Annotated in this window: 10 protein-coding genes and 1 pseudogene; 5 read left to right on the top strand and 6 right to left on the bottom strand. The window is 63.6% G+C overall.

The genetic code is table 11. From position 1 onward, the window contains the following. Positions 1 to 116: 116 nt before the first annotated feature. Both M2336_RS07440 and M2336_RS07435 read left to right on the top strand, forming a co-directional pair. Entirely contained in the window at positions 117 to 962 is an 846-nt protein-coding gene (locus tag M2336_RS07440; RefSeq protein WP_264572128.1) for a beta-etherase, read from the top strand. 140 nt (positions 963 to 1,102) lie between these two features. Beyond that, entirely contained in the window at positions 1,103 to 2,335 is a 1,233-nt protein-coding gene (locus M2336_RS07435) for a serine hydrolase domain-containing protein (RefSeq protein WP_264574519.1), read from the top strand. A gap of 108 nt (positions 2,336 to 2,443) precedes the next feature. On the opposite strand, the gene M2336_RS07430 is transcribed toward M2336_RS07435, so the two are convergent. Both M2336_RS07430 and M2336_RS07425 read right to left on the bottom strand, forming a co-directional pair. Beyond that, positions 2,444 to 3,139 (bottom strand): hypothetical protein, encoded by a 696-nt coding sequence (locus M2336_RS07430; protein ID WP_264574518.1) that lies wholly within the window; start codon positions 3,137 to 3,139, stop codon positions 2,444 to 2,446. A 95-nt stretch (positions 3,140 to 3,234) separates the two neighbouring features. Further along, a complete protein-coding gene (locus M2336_RS07425; RefSeq protein WP_264574517.1) occupies positions 3,235 to 4,560 on the bottom strand; it encodes a S8 family serine peptidase in 1,326 nt (441 codons plus the stop codon). Between the two features lie 115 nt (positions 4,561 to 4,675). On the opposite strand from M2336_RS07425, the gene M2336_RS07420 reads away from it, so the two are divergent. Together M2336_RS07420 and M2336_RS07415 are read left to right on the top strand one after the other, a co-directional pair. Beyond that, on the top strand, positions 4,676 to 5,134 hold the full coding sequence (locus M2336_RS07420) for an RNA polymerase sigma factor (protein ID WP_264572366.1): 459 nt from the start codon (positions 4,676 to 4,678) through the stop codon (positions 5,132 to 5,134). Between the two features lie 28 nt (positions 5,135 to 5,162). Next, entirely contained in the window at positions 5,163 to 5,873 is a 711-nt protein-coding gene (locus M2336_RS07415) for an anti-sigma factor family protein (protein ID WP_264574516.1), read from the top strand. Between the two features lie 162 nt (positions 5,874 to 6,035). On the opposite strand, the gene M2336_RS07410 is transcribed toward M2336_RS07415, so the two are convergent. Beyond that, a complete protein-coding gene (locus M2336_RS07410; protein ID WP_181558785.1) occupies positions 6,036 to 7,172 on the bottom strand; it encodes an LLM class flavin-dependent oxidoreductase in 1,137 nt (378 codons plus the stop codon). Positions 7,173 to 7,585: 413 nt separating this feature from the next. Between M2336_RS07410 and M2336_RS07405 the strand changes: the two genes are divergently transcribed. Further along, complete coding sequence (locus M2336_RS07405) at positions 7,586 to 10,438, top strand: TonB-dependent receptor domain-containing protein (RefSeq protein ID WP_264592764.1); 2,853 nt, start codon at positions 7,586 to 7,588, stop codon at positions 10,436 to 10,438. Between the two features lie 177 nt (positions 10,439 to 10,615). Here the strand turns inward: M2336_RS07405 and M2336_RS07400 are convergent, their stop codons facing one another. The 3 genes and pseudogenes from M2336_RS07400 to M2336_RS07390 all read right to left on the bottom strand — a co-directional run bounded on the left by M2336_RS07400 (position 10,616) and on the right by M2336_RS07390 (position 13,455). Then, positions 10,616 to 11,122: a flavin reductase family protein gene (locus M2336_RS07400; protein ID WP_181558783.1), complete on the bottom strand. Its 507-nt coding sequence runs from the start codon at positions 11,120 to 11,122 to the stop codon at positions 10,616 to 10,618. A 28-nt stretch (positions 11,123 to 11,150) separates the two neighbouring features. Beyond that, positions 11,151 to 11,804, bottom strand: a pseudogene (ribB, locus tag M2336_RS07395) (3,4-dihydroxy-2-butanone-4-phosphate synthase); the annotation flags it as partial. After that, positions 11,797 to 13,455, bottom strand: coding sequence for a CocE/NonD family hydrolase (locus M2336_RS07390; protein ID WP_264592763.1), 1,659 nt, complete (start codon positions 13,453 to 13,455; stop codon positions 11,797 to 11,799). The gene M2336_RS07390 and the pseudogene ribB, both read right to left, overlap by 8 nt. Between the last annotated feature and the right edge of the window lie 24 nt (positions 13,456 to 13,479).

The raw sequence follows: 13,479 nt of genomic DNA, 5'->3' as shown, positions 1-13,479 counted from the left end.
GCGGCCCGCGCAGCTCTGCTCATTCCCCTTGCGCTTAGCCGCAAAAATACTGGCATTCGAGATTGCAACGCCCTATTCAGCGCCCGACAATGGCGAGGACTGAAAGAGGCTCTGCAATGGCAAAAGACAACAAAATTACATTTTACGATCTGGCGTTGGCGAGCGGCGCGACGATCAGCCCCTTCGTGTGGGCGACGAAATATGCGATCGCCCACAAGGGCTTTGAGATCGACACGGTGCCCGGCGGCTTCACCGGCATTCTCGAGCGGACCGGCGGCAAGACCGAGCGCCTGCCGGCGATCGTCGACGATGGCAAATGGGTGCTCGATAGCTGGCTGATCGCCGAATATCTGGACGAGACCTATCCCGACCGGCCGACGCTCATCCCGCACCCCAGCGTGCGCGCCCTCACCCAGGGCATGGAAGCCTGGCTGTGGAAAGAAGCGATCAGCCCGTGGATGACCTGCTTCCTCAAGGAATATCGTGATCGCTCGCTGCCGCAGGATCACCAATATGTTACCGAATCGCGCGAGCGGATGTTCGGCCGCAAGATCGAGGACATCATTGTGGGCCGTGAAGACCGTCTGCCCAAGGTGCCGCCAAACCTCCAGATCATGCGCAATGTGCTGGCGGAGAATAAGTGGTTCGGTGGCGACACGCCCAATTATGCCGATTACCGTCTGCTCGCCGTGTTCCTGTTCACCGCCTCGGTGGCAGATACGCCCGTGCTGACCGACGACGATCCGCTGCGCGATTGGATCGAGCGTGGGTTCGATCTGTATGGTGGCCTCGGCCGTCATCCCGGTCTCTCGCCCATCTTCGGTCTGCAACTGCGCGAGGGCGATCCCGAACCGTTCGTGAAGGGCAATGCCAAGAACGGGCTTTCCAGCCGCAACACCGGACCGCAGTCGACTTCGGCGGAAACCGCGCGGCTCAAGGGTGAGGCCCAGCCGGCCGCCTGAGCGCCCACAACATCGCCCTTTCGAGGCGACAAGAGACAGACAGGCGGCAGGCTTCACGGCGTGCCGCCTGTTCGTTTTTGCGATCTCTTGCCGTCCGCCCGCACCCGGATTACCCACAGCGCAGGAGAGGAGACATAATCATGAAAAATCTTGCTCGCCGGGTCGGCTTGGCCCTGGCTCCCATCGCCATCTGTGCCGCCCCTGCCCTCGCCCAGCAGGAACTGCCACCCGTGCTGGCCAGCGGCGCGAAGTCCGATGTCGCGCCCGCCGTGCAGATCCTGCGCTGGCACATGAACGATGCGGACGTCGCGTCCCTGACCTTCCGCAGCATGGACACGCTGTTCACCACGCGCTCGGCGCCGCGCTCCGGGCCGATCTGGCAGCTCCCGCGCAACGACAAGCCGCTCGATTTCAGCTATGCCTATAAGGGCACGACCTACAAGGCCGACGACCTTCTGGAGCGCACCTATACCAACGCGCTGCTGGTGATGAAGGACGGCAAGATCGTCACCGAGATCTACCGCAACAATAGCAATGAGCAGACCCGCTTCATGGGCTGGTCGATGACCAAGTCGCTGACATCTATTCTCATCGGCAGCGCGCTGGCGGAAGGGCGGATCAAGTCGCTCGACGATCCCATCACCGCCTATCTGCCTGAGCTGAAGGGTTCGGGCTATGACGGCGTGTCGATCCGCCACATCCTGCAGATGCGCTCGGGCGTGGACTATGAGGAACGCTACGACTTCGCCAATCCCGGCATCGCGGCGACCAATCATATCAATGCGCTGGTCAAGAATGTCTCGCGCTTTGCCGACATGGCGCGGCAGGTGAAGCGGCTGCACACGCCGGGCACTGTGTTCCAGTACAAGACCATCGACACTGCCGTGCTCGGCTGGCTGATCGAGCGGGTGAGCGGCGGCGACACCATTGCCGGCTATGCGACCAAGCATCTGTGGGAGCCGCTGGGCGCCGAGCGTGACGGCTTCTTCATCATGGATGGCCCGCCGGGCGTCGGCCGCGAGTTCAACGGCGCCGGCTACAATGCCACGCTGCGCGATTGGGCGCGCGTGGGGCAGATGATGCTCGATGGCGGCAAGGCCAATGGCAAGCAGATCGTCTCGGCCGCCTGGGTCGCCGAATCGACGCGGCCGACCGACCCCAAGGAAGCAGGGCCGATGGGTTATGGCTATCAGTGGTGGACGCTGGGCGGCGGCTCCTACTCCGCCATCGGCCTGCAGGGCCAATATGTGTTCGTCGATCCGGCGAGCCGCACGGTGGTGGTTAAGCTCAGCTACTTCCCGCCGGCCAATATGAGCGCCGACGAAGAGACGGCCGCATTCCTCAAGGCCGCAGCTGCCTGGACGCCGCGCTAAGCGCCATCTCTTGAGCATGAGAAATGCCCCGGCCTCTTATCGAAGCCGGGGCATTCCGAACGGTCTGTCCCACACAGCGCCGTTCTACGGCGACGGTGCGAGGGAGGCTTACTCGTCGCCGGTGCTGGCAGACTGGCTGGCGGCGCCGGAACCCTGGACCGATCCACTCACGGTGCCGCTGGCATCCACCGAGCCGGCGGTATCACGCACCTGACCGGCCGCGTTGCGAGCAGCATTGGCCGTGCTACGCGCCGCACCGCGTGCCGTTTGAGCCGCACCGCGTGCTGTGCCGCGCGCGGTCTCCACCGTTCCGCGAGCCGTCCCCCGCGCCGTCTCGGCGGTGCCCTGCACGGTGCCGCGGGCCGTTCCGACGACCTCGCCCGCCGTGCTGCGAACCGCATCGGTGCCGACACCCTGCGCCGAGACGCCGACGCTCTTGTCGATGCTCTGGCTGGTGCCGAGCGCACCGCCACCGGTCACTGAGCCAGCCGGACCAGTCGCGGCGGTGGCGCCCTCAACGGTGCCGGCGACCGTGCCGGCCAGACCCGCATTGGCGCTGGCCGAACCCGAGCGCGTATCGACCGAGCGGCTGGTGTCGGCCCGGCCCGCGCCGGACAGGGTGCCGGTGACGCTCTGCGAGGCAGAACCAACCGAGCGGAGCGTACCGCCGAGATTACCGGCACCGCCCAGCGTGCCACCAAGCGTGCCGCCCAGCGACCCGCCGGCATTACCAAGGAGCTGCGCCTGCGCGGGCATCGCGAAAATAGCGGCAGCGGCGAACGTGGTGATCAAAATCCGGTTCATATGTCATCTCCTTCAAGATGCGGGCCTCTCTTCTGGCCCGTCGGAAGGAGAACGATGGCCGGATGGGACTTCATCCCGGCCCCCTCAAAAAAATTTCAGCGGGCGGTCGCCGACACCGTGCGACAGGCTTTGCAGACGATGCCGCGCCCGACATTGCCCTTGCCCTTCACCGCTTCGCCGGCGACCGTGGTGACGCGGCGCGCAGGTGCGCCCTGCGCGGCGGCCAGTCGTGCCGCCACGAGCGGCGCGGCAAAGGAGGTGCCGCGCACCTTGCCATAGCCCTTGCCGGGCAGCGCGGCGACCATGTCGGCGCCGGGCGCGGCGAAATCCAGATGTCTGGCGCGCCCCGCCTCGAGCAGCGCCCGGTCCCGGCCATCGACACCGGTGACGGCGATCACGCCGGGATAGGAGGCCGGATACATGGGCGGCGCAGCAGGCCCGTCATTGCCCACCGCCGCAACGACGATCACGCCGCGCTGCTGCGCTAGCGCCACGGCGCGGGCCAGCAACTGATTGGGCGGGCCGACCAGCGAAACAGTGATGACGGGCGCGCCACTCTTGACCAGCCAGCCCAGCGCCTGCGCGATCAGCTCAGCCGATCCGGCAGCGGGATTGCCGCCATAGACATCCGCCGCCAGCAATACTCGCCCCGTGGCCGCGCCCTTGAAGGCGCCGTCCCGGCCGACCAGCAACGAGGCAATGGCCGTTCCATGGCCGCTGCCCTTCGGCCCGCCCGCCGCAAAGCCGCGTTGGCGGATCGATGCTCCAGCCAGCGCCGGATGGGCCGCGATGCCACCGTCGATCATGCCGATGGGCACATCGCTGGCCCCGCTCTCGCCGGCCGCCGCTGCGCCGTCCGCGCCGCCCAGCGCCCCGCCGGCTGGCTCGAAGACATGGTTGAGATCGAACATGCCCTCCGGCGCGAGCTTGCGGGCGCGCTCCAGCGCCTTGCGCGCCGTCTCGCCGCGCGGCACGCCGAGCACATGGGTGCGCAGGCCCAGTTCCGCCATCGTCTCCGTCCGCAATGTCTCGAAGCCCGCCGCCTTGAGGCGCGCGAGCAGATCCGGGGACGCATCAAGCGCGATGATCTCGCCCCGCCGCACCGGCTGGCCGTCGGCATCCGCCTCCAGCACATCGCGGTTGGCGCGGATCAGCGCATCGAGCCGGGCGCGGCGCAAATCGCGCAAGGACACCCGGTCCAGCGTATCGGCCGCGCGGATGCTGAGCGTATCCACCGCGTCGCCGATGGTCGCCGGCGCATCATGCAAGAGCGGATCGACCACGCCGCCGGCGATCTGGCCGGGAAGTTGCCCCGGAAGCGGGCCCGGAAGCTGACCAAGATTGCCCGGTAGAAGCTGCGCCTGCGCACTTGCGCCGAGCAGAGCGGCGATCAGGAGAATTGCGGTTGATTGTCGCGCCATGGTCGGTCCTTATCATTTTTTCTCAAGCTTTGGATGAAACGCTCGTGCCGCGTCGTTTCATCCACAAGAGCTGAAAGGAATTGGCTTGGACGGGTTCGAGGAAGGCCTCACTGCCATGTTGCCGCGCCTGCGCCGGTTCGCACATGGGCTATCGCACAGCGCCGCCGACGCGGACGATCTGGCGCAGATCGCCGTAGAGCGCGCCTTGCGGTCCCGTAGCCAGTGGCAGGCCGGCACACGCCTCGATTCCTGGCTCTATCGGATCACGCGCAACGCCTGGATCGATACGGCGCGCGCACGAAATCGAGAGGCCGCGCGCCTGCTGCCGGAGGAAGCCGGCGAGCAGGTGGGCGAAGACCCCCGGCCCGGCCTCGAAGCCCGGCTGGACCTCGACCGGATGATGGCAGCGATGACCCGGCTGCCGGACGACCAGCGCGAGGCGGTCGCGCTCGTGCTGATCGAAGGCTGCGGCTATCGGGAGGCCGCTGAGATATTGGAGATACCCGTCGGCACGCTGTCGAGCCGGCTGGTGCGTGGACGCAATGCGCTGCTGGCGCTTGTGGGCGAAGGATGAGCAGATGACGGACCCAAGGATCGGCCCCATGATCGATGACGAAACGCTCTATGCCTGGCTCGATGGCGAACTGCCCGAGGACGAGGCCAAGCGCGTCGCCACACTCGTCGCCGCCAATCCCGCGCTGGGCGAGAAGCTGGAAGCGCAGCGCCGGTTGCAGGCGGGCCTGCGCGCAGCGTTCGATCCAGTCGCCGCTGCCCCGGTGCCGGCTGGCATGGCCGCAATTGTAACGAGCGAGGGGGCTGTGCAAGGCCTGGCCGAAGCGCGCGCCCGGCGCACAAGCCGTGCAGGCTTTGGCCTGCCGCAATGGGCGGCCGTCGCGGCGGCGCTGGTGGCGGGGTTCGTCGGGGCGCAGATGCTGCCAAAGGACGGCGCCACCGCTCAGGACGGGCTGGTCGCAAGCGCAGAGCTGACGCAGGCACTGGACACCCAGCTTGCCAGCGCCGGGGATGCCGATGGCGCCGCTGCGCCGGTCAGGGTTCGCCTCACCTTCAAGGACGGCAAAGGCGACATTTGCCGCAGCTTCGATACCGCCAGCACCGCCGGGGTCGCCTGTCGGGACCAGGACGGCTGGGCCGTCCGCGCGCTGGTCAGCCATCCCCGCCAGACCGAAGGAAGCTATCGCATGGCGACCAGCGGCGATGCCGCCATCATGGCCTATGTGGACGCCCAGATCAGCGGCGATCCGCTGGATGCGGCGGCGGAAAAGCAGGCCATGGCGAAGGGGTGGAAGAAATAGTGCTGCAGCGCAGGCCCGTAGGTAAAAAGGTGGTCTTGCTGCGCCAATCGACCCGAAGTGCCACCCTTGATAGCCCGACTCTGGGGCGGCGCCGTCCAGTTTACCTGGGACGCACACCTCACACCGACCGGCCCACCCCGCGAGTTGCTCCATATTGCCGGCTCAGCTTTTCCCGCCCTCCGAAACAGCCTTGGCAATAGCGGCCTGATTGGCACCGCTGAATTCATCGCGTCGCTCGTGGACCCAGTTGAAGGACCGTTCCCGTTGGGCATTGGCCCGGTTAAACCGCGGCATGACGTAGCGCATCATGAGCTCATAGGACCGCTTGGTCGCTTCGAAATCCATCCAGTTGGTCCCGGTCATCGTAATATAACCGAAGCCACCCGTCTTTTCCCACAAGGCCTCGAGATATTCGACGGCATCGTCTGGCGTGCCGATCAACCCGCCACGCGCCGCGATGATGCGCTCCGGATCGGATCCGGCTTTGGCGCGCGTATCCGCATAGCTTTTCGGGTTGAGTGCTTCCAGATAGGCCAGCCACGGCTCGAGCCCGAAACGCATGGCCGCAGCGGCATCCGCGCGGCTCTCGGCCAAGTGGAAGGAGACCACGACACGAAGATTATCGCGATTGAGTTGATTGCCGTGGGCGCTGCCGGCTTCTTCCGCCAGCTTCCATGCCGCGGCAACATCGCCGCCGCCATGAGTGAGGATGCCTAGACCGTATTTGCCTGCCAGGCGCGATCCGATCGGCGTCTTGGAGGTCACGACCGCCATTTCGGGACGACGGAAGCTATAAGGCGCCATTTGGAGGCTCGCCTCCCGCAGCGAGAACCAGTCGCTATCGTGATCGACGACTTCGCCATCCAGCAACCGGACGATCACATCCAAGCCTTCGACCAGCCTCTCACGCTGCTGTTCCGGCTTGATGTTCAACATGTGCGCATCGGACACCAGCATGCCGGGACCAAAGCCGAACATGGCCCGACCGCGTGTCTGATGATCGAGCTGCAGGATGCGATCCGCAATCATATAGGGGTGATGATAGGGCACCGAGATCACCCCGGCGCCGAGCTTGATCCTCGAGGTCCGTTCCGCCGCAGCCGCGATGAACAACTCTGGCGAGCCATATATTTGCATGCCACCGGAATGATGCTCGCCCATCCACAATTCGGCGAAACCGAGATGCTCCAGCCAGTCCACAAGCTCGAAATCCCGACGCATGCAGAGCGCCACGTCCTCATCGTTGCCGTGATGTGGGGGCAGGAATACGCCTGCACGAACGTTGCGCCTCTCATACATGGGTTTTCTCCCGCAAATCTTATCGTCACGGCCCGACTATCAACGCAATAATTAAAACACAATAGAAATTATTATTTCGTGAGATTCGCGAAGCCTGACCGCTCGGACAGCGAGCGAACCGAGCGCGTGAAAAACGGCTCATCGCACGTGGGATACGGGCCGTAATATACCGTCTTTTCCGTGTCATATCCCGAGTGAAGGGAAGTTGGCAGATGACGCAAAAACGGCAACCTTCACAAGCGCTCACAGCTTTACTTCGTTTTTTATATATATCTATAAATAAGTTGTTTCGGCGGGAATGATCGGGTAGGAGGATGGCGTTTCTCGCCAGGCCCAACCAGGGCTGGACGACGTCAAGAGACCAAAAAAACTCGGCGCGCCATATGCTGCCGAAGCTGACTGGAGGGAGGATTATGAAGACACTCAGGAAAGTTGCCGCTTTCACGCCACCGCGCGTAACATGGAAGGCAACCACCGCACTCGTGACCAGCATTGTCCTGAGCCTACCGAGCGCTGCAAATGCGTCGGAAGGTGGCCAGCCCGATGGCATGGCGGCTCTTCCTCAGGCCAGCACACAAGCCAGCGCGCCGGAAAGCGCCAGTAGCACCGACATCATCGTAACCGGATCTCGCGCCGCCGCGGCCGGTTTTTCTGCACCATCGGCCGTGTCAGTCATCGGCGCCGATATCGTCGATCAGCAGTCGCCGATCAGCATTGCTGAAGTGCTGCAGCAAGAGCCGGCTTTCAAGGCCACGCGCTCGGTCGGCGGAAACGCGAACAACTTCGCGAGCCCGGGGCAGGCGACGGCAGATCTTCGGGGGCTTGGCGGGCAGCGGACCCTCGTGCTCGTCGATGGGTCACGGGTTGTGCCTCAGGCATCTTCGGTCACGACAGGATCACCCGTCGCGACGGACCTCAACGTCATTCCAACGAACATGATTGAAAGGGTCGAAGTCGTCACGGGCGGCGCGTCCGCACAATATGGATCGGATGCCGTTGCAGGCGTGGTCAACATTCTTCTCAAGAAGAAGATGACCGGCATCGAACTGTCTGCCCAGACCGGCATTTCGCAGCAAGGCGACAATTTCCGCTACAAGCTCGGCGCCGTGGGAGGCTTGTCGTTCGGGGACGGCCGGGGGAACATCGTCGTGGCGGTCGAGAAAGCCCGCAGTGACGAGATTCAGGACATTTATCGCCGCGATTGGGGACGCCGCGAAGAGATGATCGTCACCAACAGAGCCTATCTGACCAATGGCCTGCCCGCCAATATCGTGGCCGACGGCGTGCGCAATTCCAACAGCATCGGCGGCCGCATCATCGGCCCTGCCAACTTCAGCCTGCGCAACTATACCTTCAATGATGATGGCACCATCCGGCCCTATCAGGTCGGCAGTGTCGACGATGGCACCAATCAGATTGGCGGCGAGGGTCTTAGCCGGTCCAAGGGGTCGAGCCTGATCCCCGGCATCGAGCGCTTTGTCGTTCACGCCCTCAGCAGTTTCGAAGTCTCGCCTGCTCTTAATATCACCCTGTCCGGGGGCTATTCAGAGACGCTAGGCCTGTTCACCGGCGGCCTGCCGAACTTTGCGTCCTTTACGATCCGCAACGACAATGCCTTCCTGCCGCAAGCGGTCAAGAATGCCATGGCTGCGCAGGGACTGACCAGCATCACCGTCGCCAAGGGTGTCTATGATGTCGGGAACATCAATTTCCGGGTAAAGAACAAGACGCCGCACGGCACGATTGGCGTCGAGGGCGACCTCGGCAATTCGTGGCACTATGATGCCCATTATTCCTATGGCGAAAACCAGTTCCGCAGCGACTTCAGCAATAATTTCTCACCCGCCTTCTGGAATCTGGCAGTGGATGCTGTCGCGGCTCCGGGCGGCGGGATCGTCTGCCGGTCGACCCTCGCCGGGCAGCCTGCCAATCCCCTCGCCGCTGGCTGTGTTCCAGTCAACATCTTCGGGCCGAATGCCGTCAGCACCCAAACGCCGGCCGCGCTCGCTTATGTGAACCGCTCCGATTATCACGAGGTGATCTACAAGCAGCACGCCGCGAGCATCAACATGCGCGGCGAGCCGTTCTCCACCTGGGCTGCGCCTGTCGCCGTCGCCTTTGGTGGTGAGTATCGCCAAGAGTCGCAGGTTTTGACGGCCGGTCCGCTCGCGACAGCCGGTCGGTTTGCGATCGGCAATGTCGCGCCCTTCTCCGGCAAGTTCAATGTCAAGGAAGGCTATGTCGAGGCAATCGTGCCGCTCGCCAGGGACCTTTCTTTCGCGCGCAATCTCGATCTCAATGGCGCCATTCGCTATGCCGATTACAGCACGGCCGGGGGCCAGACGACCTGGAAGGTGGGTGGCGTATACGAGCCCATCCAGGGGCTGCGTTTTCGCGTGACACGCTCGAAGGACATCCGTGCAGCGGCGATCTACGAACTGTTCTCGCCCGGTTCTTTCGTGAACGTGCCTTTGACGGTGAACGGGGTCACGGCCGTCATTCCGCAGAACCGCACGGTGGGGAATCCCGATCTGAGGCCTGAGAAGGCCGACACGCTCACGCTGGGCGTTGTCGTACAGCCCTCGAGCCTGCCCGGGCTGCGCATGTCGCTCGACTATTATCTCATCGACCTGAAGGATGCGATCGACTCGATCACGGCCGCCAATATCGGCAATGCCTGCTCGGCGGGCGATGCCCAGGCGTGCAGCTACATCACCTTCAGCGGCGCAACGCCGACGCGCCTTGTCGCGCCTGTCCAGAATATTTCGCAGTTCAAGACGAGCGGACTGGACATGGCACTCTCTTACCAAGCCAGTCTTGGCGGCGGCGTGTCCATGAGCACGCGGTTCACCGGAACCTACGCCTTGCGGTCCTACATCAATGGCATCGACCGGTCGGGCGAAAACGGGATGGGCAGCCTCGGCTCACAGCCCCGCTTCCGGGGAAATCTCACGCAGACATTCAGCACCGATGCGGTCTCGCTGTCAGCGCAGCTCTTGTACATCAGCAAGGGCAAGAACGATAACCAGTTCGACACGATCCCTGCGTTGACCATCAATGAGAACGACATCCCGGCCGCCGCTTACGTCAATCTGTTCTCGACGATCCGCGTGGCCGGCAATTTCGAGCTGTCCGCCAGCGTCTCCAATCTCCTCGACAAGGATCCTCCATCCAGCCCCTATGCAACGCAGAGCCAGCCGGTGAATGGCCAGCTCTACGACAAAATCGGACGCGTGTTCGAGGTGGGCGTGAAGGTTCGCTTCTGATGATTGGGCGGGCCAGTGCGGCGAGCGCGCTGGCCCGTTCCACGGAAGTCTCTGCTGCTTCAAATGCCCTGACGAGGCGAACTGCTCGCCACCGCCATGGCGACCCGTTCCGTTGGCCGGTTCAGCGGTGCATCGACCCGCCTTTCCAGACCTCCTGCTCTGACGCGGTAAAAACGATCATCCGGCAGTGATAGGGGCGCCCAGGCTGACGTAGGAACCGTTCGCGTACACCAGCGGGCTGACCTCATCAGTGAGGAACACTTCCTCGACACGGCCGATCACAATGTGATGCGTCCCATAGTCCAGAGCCTGCTCGTAGCGACAGAAAAAGCTCGCCTGCGCATCTTCCAACCGGGGACAGCCATCTGCAGCCGTGCCCCACTTGCCCGTGGCGAACCTCTCTTCCCCCCGCGCTTTGCCGGCGCAAGCTGCCGATATGTCGGCATGGTCGCTGTGCAGAATATTCACGCAGAAGTCGGCGCCTTCAGAGAGCGGCAGGTACAAGCTCGCCGAGCGATTGACGCAGATGAGCAGCGATGGTGGATCCATGCTGAGCTCGCTCACCGCGGTCGCGGCCATCGCGTAGCGGGTGCCGTTATGGCGACAGGTGATCACGACGACGGCTTTGGCCAGACGCCGCAGCCCCTCGCGCAAGCTGATGGCCACGGGGGAGAGTTCGGTCATGTCATTTGCTCCGTCACGCTGCCTGACGCTCTGTCTGGCGGCGGTGGATGATAAGGTCTTCGATTGAGCCAATGCAGAGCCCGTGCCGATCGGCGAAGCGGATGAGGTCGGGCAGACGCGCCATTGTGCCATCATCGTTGAGGATCTCGCAGATCACGCCTGCGGGCTTCAGCCCGGCCAGCCTTGCCATGTCGACCGCTGCCTCTGTGTGACCAGGTCGCGTGAGGACGCCACCGGGCTGCGCTACGAGCGGAAAGATATGGCCTGGCGAGACGAGGTCGGGCGGCCCGCACTTGTCGTCGATCGCCACGGCGATGGTCCGCGCGCGGTCATGGGCTGAGATGCCGGTCGTCACGCCCTCGGCAGCTTCGATCGACACCGTGAAAGCCGTGCCGTGCGGCGCGTTGTTTGTTGCGACCATTGGCTGCAGATCCAGATCCTCCGCGCGAGCCGCAGTGAGGGCGAGGCAAATCAAACCGCGGCCATAACGGGCCATGAAGTTGATTTCCGCGGCCGTTGCGAATTCGGCCGCAATAACGAGATCACCTTCATTCTCTCGGTCTTCCGAATCCACGAGGATGATAGGCCTGCCCGCACGAAGCGCGCCAACCAGCTCACGGATGGGCGAGAGCAGGGACAGCGGTCCGTCCACGACCGGACGTTGATATTCTGTCTCAAGCATCGCGCAGGGCCACGACCGGGATCAGCAGGTGGGAGTCATGCTCGCCCCCGGTGTGGATGTGGTGCATGCCTCGATTGACCGTGTCTTCGTGCCGCATGTAGAGCATCGGCTTGGGATACTGGTAAATGTCCCGCCCCTTGATCCTGATCCGCAGCACGTCGCCGGCCCTGAAGAGCGTGCCGGAGGGCAGGATCTCGATCTGCGCTTCGACAATCTCTCCCGGCGTGACCTTCCACTCGGAGGTGCTGGTGAGCACGGGTTGAAATTCGGTCGAGCCTTCGGCGTCCAGTTCACGCCGCGAGAGGCGCAACCAGCCATAGGCGGCAGCGCCGTCCTCGAATACAGCCCAATGGATGAAGCCCACCTTCTCGCCATCTTCGACCTTTTCGACCGCGACAAATACGTCCATGTCATCGGCGTCTTCCGTCGAGACAATGAGCTTGAGCTTCATATGCCCGACGAGCGTGCAGTCTTCCTCGAACCGACAGTCGAACGTCACCTCTGCCGCGTCATCGAGCGGATCATAGCTCGCAATTGCTTCGGCCGGGGCTGGCTTGTCGCTCATGTGTCCGGTCGCTGCGTCGAGATACAACCGACGGTATTGGGTGTTCTCCACGGGCCATTGCTCTGACTGCTTCATGATTGCCGAGCCAGCCCTGTCGCGCACGTGTAGCCTGACCGGCGGCCAAGTGCCCATGTCGTTCGATACGCCCTTCAGGATATGGTCGAAGAATGCTGTCTGGCGCGCGATGGACGTGGGTTCGTAATAATAGCCCCATTTCTTGCTACCATGAACCTCGAGCCACTTGCGCGAAGATGCGATTTTCTTGAAGCCTTCGAGGGTGCCACGCGTATGCACGCCGTGGTCGCTCCAGCTCGCGACCACATAGGCCGGGACGTCGATCCGGCTAAAATCGGGCACCTTCGATTGCCAGTACTCGTCGAAGAACGGATGCTCGGCGGTCAACGCCCAGAGATCCTCCACCATGGCATCCGAGGCGCCCCAACGCACCTGGATGTGCGGCCAGAAATGCGTCTCTGGGATGCCTCCGTGGCGCACGATCTCGTTGAAGGTGTCCGACCAGCCCTCCCAAGGATTGATCGCCGCCAGATGGGGCGGGTTAAGTGCGGCCACGTTCCACTGCGACGAGGAGAGGTAAGATACGCCTGACAGGCCTACGCGCCCGTTGCTCCATGGCTGCGTGCCAGCCCATTCGATGAGATCATAATGAGCCTCGCCTTCCTTGCGCGAGAAATAGCTTGCTGTGGTTTCCGCATACCAAGTTCCTGGGATATCGGCCGTAATCACCGCATAGCCCTGGCCGGTCCAGTAGACGGGATCGGGGGCCTCGAAAATGGTGAGGTCCGACTGCCACTCCGCCTTCACGCCGGATGTCGGATAGAGCGTCGCAAGCGGCGCCGGGTCGTGCTTGCCATAGGGGGTCCAGGCGACCAGAACAGGGATCGGCCCCGTCAGGTCCGCTGGCAGAAAGAGGTCGATCCAGAGCGGCTTGCCTTCCCGGGTCGGCACCGCAATGTCCCGCTCGATGCGGATGCGATCGCGGAAGGAAAGCTCGTGCTGGCGGGGGCGCCCTCCACGAAATTGCGGCGTATTGGGCGGCCGCCTCAGTCTTTCCCGATAATCGCCCATCCTCTCGCTCTCCACTGACCAATT

The sequence above is a fragment of the Sphingobium sp. B1D7B genome (assembly GCF_025961965.1).
Lineage (GTDB): Bacteria > Pseudomonadota > Alphaproteobacteria > Sphingomonadales > Sphingomonadaceae > Sphingobium.
Note: the sequence above shows the minus strand (reverse complement) of the source record. Positions and strands in the feature narration are given on the sequence as shown.